Source organism: Staphylospora marina, from assembly GCF_003856495.1.
Classification (GTDB): Bacteria; Bacillota; Bacilli; order Thermoactinomycetales; family Thermoactinomycetaceae; genus Staphylospora; species Staphylospora marina.
The window spans coordinates 163983-180557 of record NZ_CP034118.1 but is presented as its reverse complement, the minus strand read 5'-3'; the positions used below and the strand labels follow the sequence as shown (position 1 = coordinate 180557).

13 protein-coding genes are annotated in these 16575 nt (G+C 57.9%); 2 read left to right on the top strand and 11 right to left on the bottom strand.

All coding sequences use genetic code 11. From position 1 onward, the window contains the following. Positions 1-21: 21 nt before the first annotated feature. From rplC to EG886_RS00885, 3 genes are all read right to left on the bottom strand, one after another. Positions 22-621 (bottom strand): 50S ribosomal protein L3, encoded by a 600-nt coding sequence (gene rplC, locus EG886_RS00895; protein ID WP_241154410.1) that lies wholly within the window; start codon positions 619-621, stop codon positions 22-24. 64 nt (positions 622-685) lie between these two features. Further along, positions 686-994 carry a 30S ribosomal protein S10 gene (gene rpsJ / locus EG886_RS00890; RefSeq protein ID WP_124726400.1) on the bottom strand — a complete coding sequence of 103 codons (309 nt, stop codon included), beginning with the start codon at positions 992-994 and terminating at the stop codon, positions 686-688. 171 nt (positions 995-1165) lie between these two features. After that, the gene (locus EG886_RS00885; protein ID WP_124726399.1) at positions 1166-1459 is read right to left on the bottom strand and encodes a hypothetical protein; all 294 of its coding nucleotides are present in this window, start codon (positions 1457-1459) and stop codon (positions 1166-1168) included. Between the two features lie 94 nt (positions 1460-1553). Here EG886_RS00885 and EG886_RS00880 point away from each other — a divergent pair, with 94 nt between their 5' ends. Further along, complete coding sequence (locus tag EG886_RS00880) at positions 1554-2327, top strand: hypothetical protein (RefSeq protein WP_124726398.1); 774 nt, start codon at positions 1554-1556, stop codon at positions 2325-2327. Between the two features lie 209 nt (positions 2328-2536). After that, a complete protein-coding gene (locus tag EG886_RS00875; protein WP_124726397.1) occupies positions 2537-3334 on the top strand; it encodes a hypothetical protein in 798 nt (265 codons plus the stop codon). A gap of 86 nt (positions 3335-3420) precedes the next feature. Here EG886_RS00875 and tuf read toward each other — a convergent pair whose 3' ends face one another. The 8 genes from tuf to EG886_RS00835 form a co-directional block, all read right to left on the bottom strand. After that, positions 3421-4608, bottom strand: a complete 1188-nt coding sequence (gene tuf / locus EG886_RS00870) for an elongation factor Tu (protein WP_124726396.1) — start codon at positions 4606-4608, stop codon at positions 3421-3423. Positions 4609-4715: 107 nt separating this feature from the next. Then, a complete protein-coding gene (gene fusA, locus EG886_RS00865; protein WP_124726395.1) occupies positions 4716-6791 on the bottom strand; it encodes an elongation factor G in 2076 nt (691 codons plus the stop codon). 36 nt (positions 6792-6827) lie between these two features. Beyond that, positions 6828-7298, bottom strand: a complete 471-nt coding sequence (gene rpsG, locus EG886_RS00860; RefSeq protein ID WP_124726394.1) for a 30S ribosomal protein S7 — start codon at positions 7296-7298, stop codon at positions 6828-6830. Positions 7299-7339: 41 nt separating this feature from the next. After that, entirely contained in the window at positions 7340-7753 is a 414-nt protein-coding gene (gene rpsL, locus EG886_RS00855) for a 30S ribosomal protein S12 (RefSeq protein ID WP_124726393.1), read from the bottom strand. A 141-nt stretch (positions 7754-7894) separates the two neighbouring features. Further along, on the bottom strand, positions 7895-8143 hold the full coding sequence (locus EG886_RS00850; RefSeq protein ID WP_124726392.1) for a 50S ribosomal protein L7ae-like protein: 249 nt from the start codon (positions 8141-8143) through the stop codon (positions 7895-7897). Between the two features lie 258 nt (positions 8144-8401). Next, positions 8402-12016 carry a DNA-directed RNA polymerase subunit beta' gene (rpoC, locus tag EG886_RS00845; protein ID WP_124726391.1) on the bottom strand — a complete coding sequence of 1205 codons (3615 nt, stop codon included), beginning with the start codon at positions 12014-12016 and terminating at the stop codon, positions 8402-8404. An 81-nt stretch (positions 12017-12097) separates the two neighbouring features. Continuing rightward, positions 12098-15637 carry a DNA-directed RNA polymerase subunit beta gene (gene rpoB, locus EG886_RS00840; RefSeq protein ID WP_420894159.1) on the bottom strand — a complete coding sequence of 1180 codons (3540 nt, stop codon included), beginning with the start codon at positions 15635-15637 and terminating at the stop codon, positions 12098-12100. A gap of 254 nt (positions 15638-15891) precedes the next feature. Beyond that, complete coding sequence (locus tag EG886_RS00835; protein ID WP_124726389.1) at positions 15892-16494, bottom strand: class I SAM-dependent methyltransferase; 603 nt, start codon at positions 16492-16494, stop codon at positions 15892-15894. Positions 16495-16575: the final 81 nt, after the last annotated feature.

Here is a 16575-nt window from a genome sequence, read left to right as displayed (position 1 = left end):
CTCCTTTCTTGTCCTGTTCCGTCAGTTGCTTTGCTTGACGGCCGATTTGATGATCAGGTAGCTGTTTCTCGGACCCGGAACGGAACCTTTGATCAGAAGCAGGTTCTTCTCGGCGTCCACTTTGACGATCTCCAGGTTTTGGATCGTCACGCGTTCATGTCCCATGCGTCCCGGCATGGTTTGTCCCTTGAAGATCCGGTTCGGAGCGATGGCACCCATCGAACCCGGTCCGCGATGGTACTTGGAACCGTGGGACATCGGTCCGCGAGCTTGGTTGTGACGCTTGATGGCACCGGTAAAACCTTTTCCTTTGGTGGTACCGGTCACGTCAACGAATTCGCCCTGTTCGAACAGGTCGGCTTTCACCAGACCGCCCACTTCGTAGTCCGCCAGATTCACCCCGCGGATCTCTTTGACGAACTTTTGGGGTTTGGCATTTGCTTTGGCTGCATGTCCGAGTTCGGGCTTGTTGGCTCGATGTTCTTTCTTCTCGTCGAAGCCGAGCTGGATCGCTTCGTATCCGTCAGTTGCCAGTTCCTTCTTTTGCAGAACCACGCAAGGACCCGCTTCGACGACCGTCACGGGCACGACCACTCCGTTTTCGCCGAAGATTTGGGTCATCCCGATCTTTTTGCCCAGAATGCCTTTCACTGTGTACACCTCCTGCCATGACAGAATCCGCTGATTACAGCTTGATTTCGATATCGACGCCGGAAGGCAGATCCAGTCTCATCAATGCGTCAACCGTTTGTTGCGTCGGGTTGACGATGTCGATGAGCCGTTTATGAGTGCGCATTTCGAACTGCTCACGAGAATCTTTATACTTGTGAACCGCACGCAGGATCGTGTAAACCGAACGCTCCGTCGGAAGCGGAATCGGTCCGGACACACCGGCACCCGTCCGTTTCGCGGTTTCCACGATCTTGGACGCCGACTGGTCCAGGATGCGGTGATCGTAAGCCTTCAGCCGAATGCGAATCTTTTGTTTTGCCATGATTAACCCTCCTTCTCGCTCATTTTGAAAATGAACTTCTCCGCGAAAATTTCCCGCCCGGCCATGGCATCGGGGCCGGGTGTGTCGGCAACCTTTCGCTTCATCGCGTTCATGCAACATTCTCGATTATAGTGGAAAAAGTATGGGGTTGCAAGCACTTTTGGGCAGGATTCAGGAAAAAGAGCCTGTTCTTGCGCCATGCATCCCCCGCTTGCCCATACCAATTCCTTCCTTTTGCGCGGTCTTCTCAAAATTATTGACATCTCCCGGGCAAAAGTCAACACATTTCACCGGAAAACGCGGAAAAGCCGGCAGGAAACCGGCGGCGCAACAAGAGAAAGCAAAGGAAAGAGACGGATGTTCGCCGCCGCCGGCGAAATGCCGTTTGGCAAAATGCCGCCGCGGTGATACAACTAAGTGGTGAGAAAGATCGTGAACGGGAGATCCCGCCGTCAAGGCCGGCATGCTTGTTCGTCTTCGTTTGACCGGACGGAGACGGGCAGCATGCCTGTTTTCACGCGCCGGGGTTCCCGGACCCTTGTGGAGGAGGAGTTGCGAAATGAAGTCCCACATTCCCTTGCTCGTCCTGCATTCGGACAAAGCCGGAGGTCCCGACGCTCCGGACCGGTTCGGCGGTCTGCCTGCCGGCTTCCCCGCGAACGAATGGCCCGTCTGCGCGGAATGCGGGAAAGCGATGAGCTTTCTTGCCCGTTTTCGCCATCACCCGGAACGGTTCCCGCTCGGACGGGAAGGAAGGGTGTTGTTTTTGTTTCAGTGCGAATCGGGAACGTGTGCGTCCTGGGAAGCGGACGGCGGAGCCAACCGGGTGTTGATTCTCGAGCCCGAACAATTGACGGAAGGCACCGCAACTCCGCCGGACCCCGAGGTCCCGATTCTTCCCGGTGCGTGGGTCAAAGACTGGGTGGAGAAGGAAGACATTCCCGCCGAACAGGCGCCGTCCGCAGCCGAATGGCTCGATTTCGTCGGCGGTCCCGTGGCATCGGATGAAACGGGCACCAAACTGGGCGGTCAGCCCGAATGGCTGCAAATGCCCGAACCCGTGGAGCCGCCCTATCGTTTTGCCGCGCAGATCGATCACGTGCTCCTTTTGGGACCGGAAGAACCCGCCCACTACCTGGCCACGGAAAACAAAGATTTTCGCACGATTTCTCTGTCCCCCGCTTTGGATCCGCCAGCCGAAGAAATGGATGATTCCGGCGACGACTCCCGCGTGATCGAGTTCACCTCCTTCGGCGACGGGGGCAGAGGCTATCTTTTCGTGAACCCCGATCCCAAAAAGCCGGACGGATATTTCCTGTGGCAGAGCTGGTGAAGGGAAAGCAGAAAGAATTCATCCCAAAACGGAGTTATGAATAGAAACACTCCGTGTGATTTTCCATTTCATTGCGACATGCACGAAACTGGTCTCTCACAAAAGAAATCCGGTGTAGATTCAATGATTTTTCTTGAATTCGACACCGGATTCTTGTACGTTGGATACAGAACATGCGTTCTGATCACTTCGGAAGGAGTCGATCACCGATGCGATATTGGAAACCGGAATTGATCTTTGCCGAATTCATGGGTCCCCCCGGGCAGTTTGTGGACCAGTTCGGAGGCATACCGTGGGGCCTTCCGGAAGACAAGTGGCCGACCTGCAGCGGGTGTGAAGCCCCGATGTCGTTGCTGGCCCAGTTCGCCCATCACTCCGACAGACTCGATCTGGGAAAAGACGGCAGGGTGCTGTATGTGTTCATCTGTGGAGACGACTGCGAAACTTGGGATCCGGAATGTGGAGCCAACAAAGTTCTCATCCTGGATGATGCCGAAATGAAACCGGGCCGAACCCCTCTTCCTCCGGACCTGACACCGGATCACCTTCTCCCCGAGTGCAGGATCACGTGTTGGACCGCGAAAGATGACGGACTTTCCGAAGAGCTGGCTCCCTGGTTTGTATCCCCCGACATGGACCCGAGTCATTCCGGACTCAGCGAAGAGGATCGGGTAAAGCCTGAATATTGCACCCGACTTGGCAGCGTTCCCACTTGGATTCAGCATATCGAAACACCGGACGGATTCCGCTTTGCCGGGCAAATCGTTTATTGCTTGGAGATCCACGATCCCATCCACGCGAAGATCTCTTGTCGGGAGGTGAACGGCAAAACGACCTGTGAAATTCACACCGGGCGCACCCACCCGCTCTACATCTACCCGGCGACCGATGAAAAAGGCAAATGGTTTCTTGAATTTGCCGACTTTGGTGACTGCGGGATGGGATATCTGTTCGTCGATCCGGATCCGGTTCGTCCGGACGGACGATTTTTGTGGCAGTGTTATTGATGGTTGAACGGGATTCCGCCAAACAAAAAACCCGCCAGTCCGTGACGGACTGACGGGTTTTTGTCATTGACCCGAAGGGGCACCGATTACTCGATGATGGAGGTAACGGCGCCGGCGCCCACGGTACGGCCACCTTCGCGGATAGCGAAACGGGTACCGTCTTCGATGGCGATCGGGGAGATCAGTTCCACTTCCATTTCGACGTTGTCGCCGGGCATGCACATTTCAACGCCTTCCGGCAGTTTGATGACGCCGGTCACGTCGGTGGTGCGGAAGTAGAATTGCGGACGGTAGTTGGAGAAGAACGGGGTGTGACGGCCGCCCTCTTCTTTGGACAGAACGTACACTTGCGCTTTGAACTTGGTGTGCGGTTTCACGGAACCCGGTTTTGCCAGAACTTGTCCGCGTTGGATTTCTTTGCGGTCCACGCCGCGGAGCAGGGCACCGATGTTGTCACCGGCTTCTGCTTGGTCAAGCAGCTTGCGGAACATTTCCACACCGGTCACAACGGTTTTGCGGGTTTCGGTGAAGCCGATGATTTCCACTTCGTCGCCGACTTTCAGCATACCGCGCTCCACACGACCGGTGGCAACGGTACCGCGACCGGTGATGGTGAAGACGTCCTCAACCGGCATCAGGAACGGTTTGTCCGTGGCACGCTCCGGAGCCGGGATATACTCGTCGACGGCGTTCATCAGTTCGATGATGGCTTGGGCCCATTCGCCGGTCGGATCTTCCAGAGCTTTCAGAGCGGAACCTTTGATGACCGGGATGTCATCGCCGGGGAAGTCGTATTCGGAGAGCAGTTCGCGAACTTCCATTTCCACCAGCTCGAGGAGCTCTTCGTCGTCCACCATGTCCACTTTGTTCAGGAAGACGACGATGTACGGAACGCCGACCTGACGGGAGAGCAGGATGTGCTCGCGGGTTTGCGGCATCGGGCCGTCAGCGGCGGACACAACCAGGATGGCGCCGTCCATTTGAGCAGCACCGGTGATCATGTTTTTCACGTAGTCAGCGTGACCCGGGCAGTCCACGTGAGCATAGTGACGGTTGTCGGTTTCGTACTCCACGTGTGCGGTGGAGATGGTGATTCCGCGCTCACGCTCTTCCGGAGCTTTGTCGATTTGATCGTAAGCGGTAGCCACAGCGCCGCCTTTTTGAGCCAGAACGGTGGTGATTGCGGCGGTCAGAGTGGTTTTGCCGTGGTCAACGTGACCGATGGTACCAATGTTGACGTGCGGTTTGGTACGCTCAAACTTGGCTTTTGCCATGTCAATGGATCCTCCCTTTGCATAGGCTCAAAGAATATTGTAATGGATGTATGGAAAACCGGGAAGCGGTATTCACCGCTTCACCCGTTCATTCCCTGATGCAGGAATCATGCACCGGTGGCTTTTTTGACGATCTCGTCGGCGATGTTTTTCGGCACTTCTTCATAGTGGTCGAACACCATGGAGAAGACGCCGCGACCTTGCGTGCGGGAACGCAGGCTGTTCACGTAGCCGAACATTTCGGCCAGCGGAACCATCGCCCGGATCACCTGGGTGTTGCCGCGAGCTTCCATGCCCTCGATGCGTCCGCGACGGGAGTTGAGGTCGCCCATCACGTCACCCATGTAGTCCTCCGGCACCACGACTTCGACCTTCATGATCGGCTCGAGCAACACCGGATTACATTTGGTTTTGGCCGCTTTGAGCGCCATGGAACCGGCGATTTTGAACGCCATCTCCGAGGAGTCCACATCGTGGTACGATCCGTCGAAGATGGTGGCACGGATGTCAACCATCGGATACCCGGCCAGCACGCCGTTTTGCATGGCTTCCTCGATCCCGGCTTGAACGGCGGGGATGTACTCCTTCGGAACGACCCCACCGACGATCTTGTTGACGAATTCGAATCCGGCACCTTCCGGCAGCGGTTCGAACTCGATCCAGACGTGACCGTATTGACCGCGGCCACCGGACTGACGGACGAATTTGCCTTCCACCTTCGCGGAGCTGCGGAAGGTTTCGCGGTACGCCACCTGCGGGGCACCCACGTTTGCTTCCACTTTGAACTCCCGCTTCAGGCGGTCGACAATGATCTCCAGGTGCAGCTCGCCCATTCCGGAGATGATCGTCTGACCCGTTTCCTCGTCCGTGTGGGTTCTGAAGGTCGGGTCTTCTTCCGACAGTTTCGCCAGAGCCAAAGCCATTTTGTCCTGGTCGGCCTTGGTTTTGGGCTCGATGGCGATGTTGATCACCGGTTCCGGGAAATCCATGGATTCCAAGATGATCGGATTCTTTTCGTCGCACAGGGTTTCACCGGTGATGGTGTCTTTCAGACCCACCGCGGCGGCGATGTCCCCGGCGTACACTTCCGAGATCTCTTCCCGGTGGTTGGCGTGCATTTGCAGAATCCGGCCGATCCGTTCGCGCTTGCCTTTGTTGGCGTTCAGCACGTAGGAACCGGACGAGAGCGTACCGGAGTACACGCGGAAGAAGGTCAGCTTTCCGACGTACGGGTCGCTCATGATCTTGAACGCCAGCGCCGAGAACGGCTCTTCGTCGGAAGAGCGGCGGGCAACCTCGGTTCCGTCCGGAAGCGTTCCGCGAATGTCCGGAACATCGGTCGGAGCCGGCAGGAATTCGACCACCGCGTCGAGCAGCGGCTGAACCCCTTTGTTTTTGTAGGAAGATCCGCACAACACCGGCGTGATTTTCACTTCGCAGGTGCCTTTGCGCAGCGCGCTGCGAATCTCTTCTTCGGTCAGGTCCTCGCCTTCGAGGTACTTCATCATGAGTTCCTCATCCAGCTCGGCGACGGCTTCCACCAGTTTGGTGCGCCATTCTTCTGCTTGTTCCTTGTACTCGTCAGGGATCTCCCGCGCTTCGGAGGTGGTTCCGAGATCATCCACATACACGATGGCTTTCATCGTGATGAGGTCGATGATCCCGACGAAGGTGTCTTCCGCACCGATCGGGAGCTGGATCGGCACCGCATTGGCGCCCAGGCGATCGCGCATTTGGTCGACGGCCCGGAAGAAGTCGGCTCCCAGGATGTCCATCTTGTTGACATACGCGATTCTCGGAACACCGTAACGGTCAGCCTGTCTCCACACCGTTTCGGATTGCGGTTCCACGCCGCCCTTGGCGCAGAACACACCCACCGCACCGTCCAGCACGCGGAGGGACCGTTCCACTTCCACGGTGAAGTCGACGTGTCCCGGCGTGTCGATGATATTGATGCGATGTTCTTTCCACTGGCAGGTGGTCGCGGCGGAAGTGATGGTGATTCCGCGCTCCTGCTCCTGTTCCATCCAGTCCATGGTGGCGGAACCTTCGTGGGTTTCACCGATCTTGTACACACGGCCGGTATAGAACAGGATCCGTTCAGTGGTCGTTGTTTTGCCCGCATCGATATGAGCCATGATCCCGATATTGCGAGTTTTTTCCAAGGAGAATTTACGTGCCATCGGCAATTTCTCCCTTCACGATGAAAAGAATATCGATTACCAGCGATAGTGAGCGAATGCTCGGTTCGCTTCGGCCATACGATGCGTGTCTTCTTTCTTCTTCACGGCTGCGCCCGTATTGTTGGCTGCATCCATGATTTCGTTGGCCAGGCGCTCTTCCATGGTTTTTTCTCCACGGAGGCGGGCATACATCACCAACCAACGCAGACCCAGGCTGGTGCGGCGCTCGGGACGGACTTCCACCGGAACCTGATAGTTGGCGCCACCCACGCGACGGGCTTTGACTTCCAGCACGGGCATGACGTTTTTGAGCGCTTGCTCAAAAACTTCCATGGGGTCTTTGCCGGTGCGCTGATGAATCGTGTCAAATGCGTTGTAGAGAATGCGCTGAGCCACGCCTTTTTTTCCGTCGATCATCAGGCGGTTGATCAGGCGCGTGACGAGTTTGCTGTTGTAAATCGGGTCAGGCAACACTTCCCGACGGGGAACCGGACCTTTGCGAGGCATGCTTCTCCCTCCTTTTCACCCTGTGATGTGCTGTATCAAGCTTATTTCTTCGGACGTTTGGCACCGTATTTGGAGCGGCCTTGCATCCGGTTCGCCACACCGGCGGTGTCCAGCGCACCGCGAACGATGTGATAACGTACACCCGGCAGGTCTTTGACACGTCCGCCGCGCACGAGCACCACGGAGTGTTCCTGCAGGTTGTGTCCGATCCCCGGAATGTAGGCGGTCACTTCCGCATTGTTGGACAAGCGCACACGCGCGTATTTCCGGAGAGCCGAGTTCGGCTTCTTCGGGGTCATGGTCCCCACACGGGTGCAGACTCCACGCTTTTGCGGAGCGCTTTGCGGCACGGCTTCCTTTTTGAAGCTGTTCCAGGTGAACTGGAGGGCCGGGGATTTGGACTTGGTCACTTTCGCCTTGCGGCCTTTGCGTACCAGCTGATTGATTGTCGGCATACTTGGCACCTCCTTCTGTTTTGCCGATCCTTCAAGACCACAGATCCAGGAGTGTCATCCGTGGCCAAAAAAAGCGATCGAAAATATCAAGTAGCCGTCCGCCTGCTCATGCCGGCACAGAGCGGGCTTCCGGCGCTATGGCTATTCCAGGACGGCCGCCGTGGCCGCACCCACTTCGATGCCGCAAGCTTTCCCCAGCTCGCGCATCGAATCGACATGCGTCACGGTGATGCCCCGTTCCCGGCACATCGCAAGAATGGGCTGAAGAACGTGCGGATCCGCGTCGTCTGCCACAAACACTTCGATGGCCTTGCCTTGTTCGATGGCTTTTCGGGTTTGCTTGGTCCCAATCGTCAGCGATTTTGCCATCTTCACTTTTTCATAAGACATGAAAGTGCCCTCCAAAGTGAGTGGTTCCCAAGCACACGAAGTTATCTTACCATCCCGTGAATCCAAAGTCAACAATCCGTTGAAATCGGAAAACCCCTTGCGGCAAGCGGTCCAAACCGCATTTTTTTCTGCGGCTCACATCGCGAATCTGCCCGAAGCACGAACACCGGGATTCGGTCCCCGCCGCCTTTTCAATGACCGGGAACGTCCCCGGCCGGCCCGGAGCATCCGAACCGGCCGTGAAACGTCGTCCCCCGATCATTCGATCAGCACTTTTTCCTTGGCGGGATCGCCTTCGGAAGAGGATTCATCCTGCAGCCGGAAACGGAGGTTGCGATAGCGGGCCATTCCGGTTCCGGCGGGGATCAGTTTCCCGATGATGACGTTCTCCTTGAGACCGAGCAGGCGGTCCACTTTGCCCTTGATGGCCGCATCCGTGAGAACGCGGGTGGTTTCCTGGAAGGAGGCCGCCGACAGGAACGACTCCGTTTCCAGGGATGCTTTGGTGATCCCCAGAAGCAGCGGGCGGGCCAAGGCGGGTTCTCCTCCGGAGAGCAACACCTTCCGGTTGGCTTCCTCGAAGTCGTGGATGTCGACGCTGGAGCCGACCAGCAACCCGGTGTCCCCCGAAGAGATGATGCGGACTTTGCGCATCATCTGGCGGATCATCACTTCGATGTGCTTGTCGTTGATCTCCACGCCCTGCAGGCGATACACTTTTTGCACTTCCTGCAGCAAGTAGCGTTGCACGCCGACCATGCCCTTGATGCGAAGGAGGTCCTTCGGATCCACGGATCCTTCGGTCAGCTCGTCACCGGCTTCGACCACGTCACCCACTTCCACCCGCAGTCGGGAACCGTACGGGACGGAATGGACGCGGGTTTCCACCGCTCCTTCGATTTCGATCTCCCGGCGATCCTTGGTCTCCCGGATGTCGACGACTTTTCCGGAAATCTCGCTGATGACGGCCTGCCCTTTCGGATTCCGGGCTTCAAACAGCTCCTGTACGCGCGGCAGACCCTGGGTGATGTCGTCTCCGGCCACGCCCCCGGTGTGGAACGTACGCATCGTCAGCTGCGTACCCGGCTCACCGATCGACTGGGCGGCGATGATGCCCACGGCTTCCCCGATTTCCACCGGCGTACCGAGCGCCAGGTTGCGTCCGTAACACTTTTTGCACACGCCGTGGCGGGTGCGGCAAGTGAGAACGGAGCGGATCACCACTTCTTCAATGCCGAGATCGATGATCTTCGAAGCGATTTCCTCGTCGATCATCTCATTGCGGCGAACGATGATCTCTCCCGTTTCCGGGTGACGGATGGTGCGGAAAGCCGTGCGTCCCACGATCCGGTCATACAGGCCCTCGATCACTTCGTTGCCGTCTTTGATGGCGGTGACGGTCACTCCCTTGTCGGTCATGCAGTCGTCTTCCCGAACGATCACGTCCTGGGCGACGTCGACCAGACGACGGGTGAGATAACCGGAGTCCGCGGTACGGAGTGCCGTGTCGGCCAAACCTTTCCGGGCACCGTGGGTGGAGATGAAGTACTCGAGCACCGTCAGACCTTCGCGGAAGTTGGTCCGGATCGGCTGCTCGATGATCTTCCCTGCCGGGTTGGCCATCAGACCGCGCATTCCGGCCAGCTGCGTGATCTGCGACACGTTCCCCCGCGCACCGGAGTGAGCCATCATGTAGATGGGGTTGAGTTTGCCCATCTTGCTCATGAGGACTTCGGTGATTTGATCCTTTGCCCTGCTCCAGATGGAAATGACCCGATCATACCGCTCGTCGTCGGTGATCAGACCACGCCGGTACTGGCGCATCACCTTGGCGACTTCCTCTTCGGCCTTGGCCAGGATTTCCTGTTTCTCTTCCGGCACGGTGACGTCCGACACCGAAATGGTGATGCCGGCCTTGGTGGAGTATTTGAACCCGAGCTCCTTCACCTTGTCGAGGATTTCGGAGGTGACGGTGGTGCCGAACCGGCGGAAGCACTCGGCGATGATCGCTCCGAGGTCCTTTTTCTTGATGGCTCCGGGATCCTTCATCTTCGAGATGAATTCCTTGATGTTGGTTCCCTTCTCGAAAATGAAGTACTTGTCCGGGGTTCCGGCGAAATTGGCTTTGCCGGGCTCGTTGATGTACGGGAAATCGGCGGGGAAGATCTCGTTGAAGATCAGCTTGCCCACCGTGGTGACGAGCAAAGCGTTCTTCTGCTTTTCGGTGAACGTGTTTTTCCGGATGTTTCGCACCGGCACCACAATGCGGCTGTGCAGGGTCACATAGCCGTGATGATAGGCATTGATGGCCTCGGACGCATTGATGAACATGCTGCCCTCGCCCTTGTCTCCCTCTTTTTCGATGGTGAGGTAGTAGCTTCCCAACACCATGTCCTGGGAGGGAGTGACGACCGGTTTGCCGTCTTTGGGGTTGAGAATGTTTTGCGCGGCCAGCATCAACAGACGCGCTTCCGCCTGTGCTTCGGCGGACAGCGGAACGTGAACCGCCATTTGGTCTCCGTCGAAGTCCGCGTTGTAGGCCGTACAGACGAGCGGGTGCAGACGGATGGCCCGTCCTTCCACCAGAACCGGCTCAAACGCCTGAATCCCGAGACGGTGCAGCGTGGGAGCACGGTTCAGCAACACGGGATGCTCGCGGATCACTTCTTCGAGCACGTCCCAGACCTCGGGATGAACCCGTTCCACTTTCCGCTTGGCGCTCTTGATGTTGTGAGCCAGTCCCTTGGCCACCAGCTCTTTCATCACGAACGGCTTGAACAGCTCAAGCGCCATCTCTTTGGGAAGACCGCACTGGTACATTTTCAGGTTCGGTCCGACCACGATCACGGAACGGCCCGAATAGTCCACGCGTTTTCCGAGCAGGTTTTGACGGAAACGCCCTTGCTTCCCTTTGAGCATGTGAGAGAGCGACTTGAGCGGACGGTTGCCGGGGCCGGTCACCGGACGGCCGCGGCGGCCGTTGTCAATGAGCGCGTCGACGGCTTCCTGCAGCATCCGTTTTTCGTTCTGCACGATGATGTCCGGCGCTCCGAGATCAAGGAGGCGCTTCAGGCGGTTGTTCCGGTTGATGACGCGGCGGTACAGGTCATTCAGGTCGGACGTGGCAAACCGTCCGCCGTCCAGCTGCACCATCGGCCGGATCTCGGGCGGGATGACGGGAAGCACGTCCAGGACCATCCATTCGGGACGGTTCCCCGAAGTCCGGAACGCCTCCAGCACTTCCAGCCGCTTGATGATCCGGTTGCGGCGTTGGCCCTGCGCCGTGGACAGCTCTTCCTTGAGGAGCTCCACTTCCTTGTCCAGATCGATTTCCTGAAGCAGGCGCTTGATCGCTTCGGCACCCATCATCGCGGTGAACGCGTTGCCGTATTTCTCACGGTAAGCGCGGTATTCCTTTTCGGAAAGGAGCTGCTTCTTCTCCAGCGTGGTGTTGCCGGGATCCACCACCACATAGGAAGCGAAATAAATCACTTCCTCAAGAGCCCGCGGAGACATGTCGAGCACAAGTCCCATCCGGCTCGGAATCCCCTTGAAATACCAGATGTGGGAAACCGGAGCCGCCAGCTCGATATGACCCATCCGTTCCCGACGGACTTTCGAACGGGTCACTTCGACGCCGCATCGGTCACAGACGATTCCCTTGTAACGGACCCGTTTGTATTTTCCGCAGTGACATTCCCAGTCCTTGGTCGGTCCGAAGATCTTCTCGCAGAACAGTCCTTCCTTCTCCGGCTTCAGGGTGCGGTAGTTGATGGTTTCCGGTTTCTTCACCTCTCCGCGGGACCAGGAGCGGATTTTTTCCGGAGAGGCGAGGCCGATTTTCATGAATTCAAAGTTGTTCACGTCGAGCATTGGGCGATTCCTCCCTCAGGCTTCATCCCGTAAAGCACGGGAAGAGCGCGCGGCCGACCCGCGCACTCCCCGCGCCGGCGGTCAGGAAGAGGAGCCGGCGTCTTCTCCCGTCAGCGGCAATTCAAATCCCAGTTTGTCGCCGCTTGGTTCCTCGTCCTCTTCAAGCTCACGCATCTCGATTTCCTGCTCGTCCCCGGACAGGATCTTGACGTCCATCCCGAGGCTCTGCAGTTCCTTGATGAGCACTTTAAAGGATTCGGGCACGCCCGGTTCCGGAACGTTTTCGCCCTTGACGATCGCTTCGTACGTCTTGACGCGGCCGACCACGTCGTCCGACTTGACGGTGAGGATTTCCTGGAGGGTATAAGCGGCTCCGTACGCTTCCAAAGCCCAAACCTCCATCTCCCCGAAACGCTGTCCGCCGAACTGCGCCTTTCCGCCCAGCGGTTGCTGGGTGACCAGCGAGTACGGACCCGTGGAACGGGCATGGATCTTGTCGTCCACCATGTGAGCCAGCTTGATCATGTACATCACGCCGACCGTCACCCGGTTTTCGAACGGTTCACCCGTTCGCCCGTCATACAGAACGGTTTTTCCGTCATCATCCAACCCCGCTTCGCGCAGCGTGGCAAACACGTCTTCCTCGTTGGCCCCGTCAAAGACCGGCGTGGCCATATGCAATCCGAGGGCTTTTGCCGCCATGCCGAGGTGAACTTCCAGAACCTGTCCGATGTTCATCCGGGACGGAACGCCCAGCGGGTTGAGCACCACGTCCACCGGGGTGCCGTCCGGCAGGAACGGCATGTCTTCCACGGGCATGATCCGCGCGATGACACCTTTGTTCCCGTGGCGTCCGGCCATTTTGTCCCCTTCGGAGATCTTCCGCTTCTGGGCGATGTAGACGCGCACCAGCTGATTGACTCCCGGCGGCAGTTCGTCACCGTTTTCGCGGGTGAACACCTTCACGTCCACCACGATGCCGTCCTGACCGTGCGGGACGCGCAACGAGGTGTCCCGAACCTCCCGGGCTTTCTCTCCGAAGATGGCGTGAAGCAGACGTTCTTCCGCCGTCAGCTCGGTCATGCCTTTCGGCGTCACCTTGCCGACGAGGATGTCGCCCGGCTTGATCTCCGCCCCGACACGGATGATTCCGCGTTCGTCGAGGTTTTTCAGCGCGTCTTCCCCGACGTTGGGGATGTCGCGGGTGATCTCTTCCGGCCCGAGCTTGGTGTCACGGGCTTCACACTCGTGTTTTTCGATGTGGATGGAGGTGTAGACATCCTCCTGAACCATCTTTTCGCTGAGCAGGATGGCGTCCTCGTAGTTGTACCCTTCCCAGGTCATGAACGCCACGACCACGTTCCGGCCGAGGGCCAGTTCTCCTTGCTCGGTGGACGGACCGTCCGCCAGGATGTCGCCTTTTTTGACCTTGTCGCCCGCGCGCACGATCGGACGCTGGTTGATGCAGGTTCCCTGGTTGGAGCGGGAGAACTTGGTCAGCCGGTACTTGTCGATGTTCCCCTCGACCACCCGTCCGTCGACTTCTTCTTCATGCCGCACCCAGATTTCGTCTGCGGTGACGCGAACGACGGTTCCGGGCCGCTTGGCCAGCACCAGCACTCCGGAGTCGCGGGCGGCGACGTGCTCCATGCCGGTCCCGATGTACGGGGCTTCCGGACGCAAGAGCGGAACGGCCTGGCGCTGCATGTTGGATCCCATCAGCGCACGGTTGGAGTCGTCGTTCTCAAGGAACGGAATGAGCGCCGTGGCCACGGACACGACCTGCTTCGGAGAAACGTCCATGTAATCGACACGGTCCCGCGGAACCTGCATGTACTCGTCCTGGTAACGGACCGTCAGGGTTTCCGCGGCAAAGGTGCCGTCCTCGTTCAGCGGCGCGTTGGCCTGCGCGACGTAGTAATTGTCCTCTTCGTCCGCCGTCAGGTATTCGATCTGGTCGGTCACCCGTCCCGTGTCCGGATCCACTTTGCGGTACGGAGTTTCGATGAACCCGTACTTGTTGACCCGCGCATAGGTGGACAGGGAGTTGATCAGACCGATGTTCGGACCCTCCGGCGTCTCGATCGGACACATCCGGCCGTAGTGGGAGTGGTGGACGTCCCGGACCTCGAAGCCGGCGCGTTCCCGAGTCAAGCCCCCCGGTCCGAGCGCCGAGAGACGGCGCTTGTTGGTCAGTTCGGCGAGCGGGTTGGTCTGGTCCATGAATTGGGACAGCTGGCTGCTTCCGAAGAACTCCTTGATGGCGGCGATCACCGGACGGATGTTGATCAGGGCCTGCGGCGTGATCGCGTTGGCGTCCTGAATCGACATCCGCTCGCGAACCACCCGCTCCATGCGGGAAAGACCGATGCGGAACTGGTTCTGCAGGAGTTCGCCGACGGAGCGGATCCGGCGGTTGCCCAGATGGTCGATGTCATCCACCGTTCCGACGTTGTACAAAAGGTTGATGAAATAGTTGATCGAGGCGATGATGTCCGCCGGGGTGATGTGCTTCACGTTCTCATCCACTTCGGCGTTGGAGATCACCTTGATCACTTTGCTTTCATCGCCGGGGGCGTAAATGTGAACCACCTGGAGCGGAACCGGCCCGTCGTCCGGCACGCCTCCGCGGGCGCGATATTCCTTCCGGCCGAACGCGTTCTCGCCGGTCAGGAAGGGAAGCAGTTTGTCCAGCAACCGCCGATCCAGAACCTGTCCGGCTTCCGCCAGAATCTCACCCGTTTCGGGATTGACGATCGGTTCGGCCAGTTTCTGGTTGAGCAAGCGGTTTTTGATGTGCAGCTTCTTGTTGATCTTGTAGCGCCCAACGGCCGCCAGATCATACCGCTTCGGATCAAAGAAGCGTGCGTAGAGCAGGTTGCGGGAGTTTTCAGCCGTCGGCGGCTCACCCGGACGAAGACGCTCGTAAATTTCGATGAGCGCTTTTTCCGTGTTTCCGGTGTTGTCCTTGTCAAGCGTGTTCCGGACGTATTCGTCGTCCCCCAAAAGGTCGATGATTTCTGCATCGCTGCTGAAACCCAAGGCGCGCAACAAGACCGTCACCGGGATTTTTCGGGTGCGGTCGATGCGCACGTAAATGATGTCTTTTGTATCGGTTTCGAATTCAAGCCAGGCCCCGCGGTTCGGAATCACCGTCGCGGTATAGGTCGGCTTCCCGTTTTTGTCCACTTTCGTGCTATAATACACACTGGGCGAGCGGACCAGCTGGCTGACGATGACGCGCTCGGCACCGTTGATGATGAACGTGCCGGTTTCCGTCATCAGCGGGAAATCTCCCATGAACACTTCCTGCTCTTTCACTTCGCCCGTCTCTTTGTTGATGAGGCGGACTTTGACCCGAAGAGGAGCGGCATAGGTCACCTGGTGATCCTTGGCCTCTTCCACCGTGTACTTGGGTTCACCCAACGAGTAATCGATGAACTCCAGCACCAAGTTGCCGGTAAAATCTTCGATCGGCGAAATATCCCGGAACATTTCGCGGAGCCCCACATCGAGAAACCAGCGATACGACGTCTTTTGAATCTCGATCAGGTCCGGCAGTTCCAGCACTTCGTTAATCCGTGCATAGGACCGGCGTTGACGCCGACCACACTGGATCATTTTGTAAGCCAAACGAACTCCCCCCTCGCACCCAGTCGAAAGCCGCAAAGAGCCACCAGCGACTTCTCACGGTAAAAAAAGAAAATGAGAGAAGTACAAACCTCATTTCACCTATAAAGTAGTCTATTTGCCTATCTTATCCAGCCGAAATCGTGAATAAACCGGCGGGACAAAAACTTTTCCCCAAAAAAACATAGTCTCAGAATTACGAGACTTTCTGCAATTTACTACACTATCACAAGCGGAAAATGATGTCAACGATGCCGCGCCCGGAGAATCCAGTACCCTTTTTTCTTGCATGTCACTTCCACTTCGGCGAAGCGATTCCGCAGCTCCTTGAGCGCCGAAGCCGCCCCCTGCTCCTTCCGGATCACGATCCAGAGGTTTCCTTCCTCGCGAAGCGCCCGCCCCGCATCCGCAAACAGACGGTACACCACGCTCTTTCCGGCACGGATCGGCGGATTGAGAAGAATATGATCAAAAGTGCAGTCGCCGAGTTGTTCCAGACCGTCGCTCACCACGCACTCCACCCGGTCTTCCACGCCGTTGAGCCGGGCGTTGAGCGCGGCCAGACCGACCGCCCGTTCATTGATGTCCGCCAGGATCGCACGGACGCCGGGAACGGTTTTGGCAAGGGAAATCCCGACCGGACCGTACCCGCAGCCCAAATCCAGGATCACGGAGCCTTCGGCGATCTCGGCCGTTTCAATCAGCAGCCGGCTGCCGAAATCCACGCCTTTCTTCGAAAAAACGCCGCTGTCCGTGAGAAACGTGAACAGCGTTCCGCGAAGTTCGGCGCGAATTTCCCGCCGGTCGCTTTCCGTTCGGGGATTGGAAGAATAGTAGTGGTCGTTCATCAGGTACCTCCCGCGGGGGATCGTCGGAACCGTCACCGCAACCGACACGTGGACGGTTTGTCCGCTTGAGGGAAAAAGGAA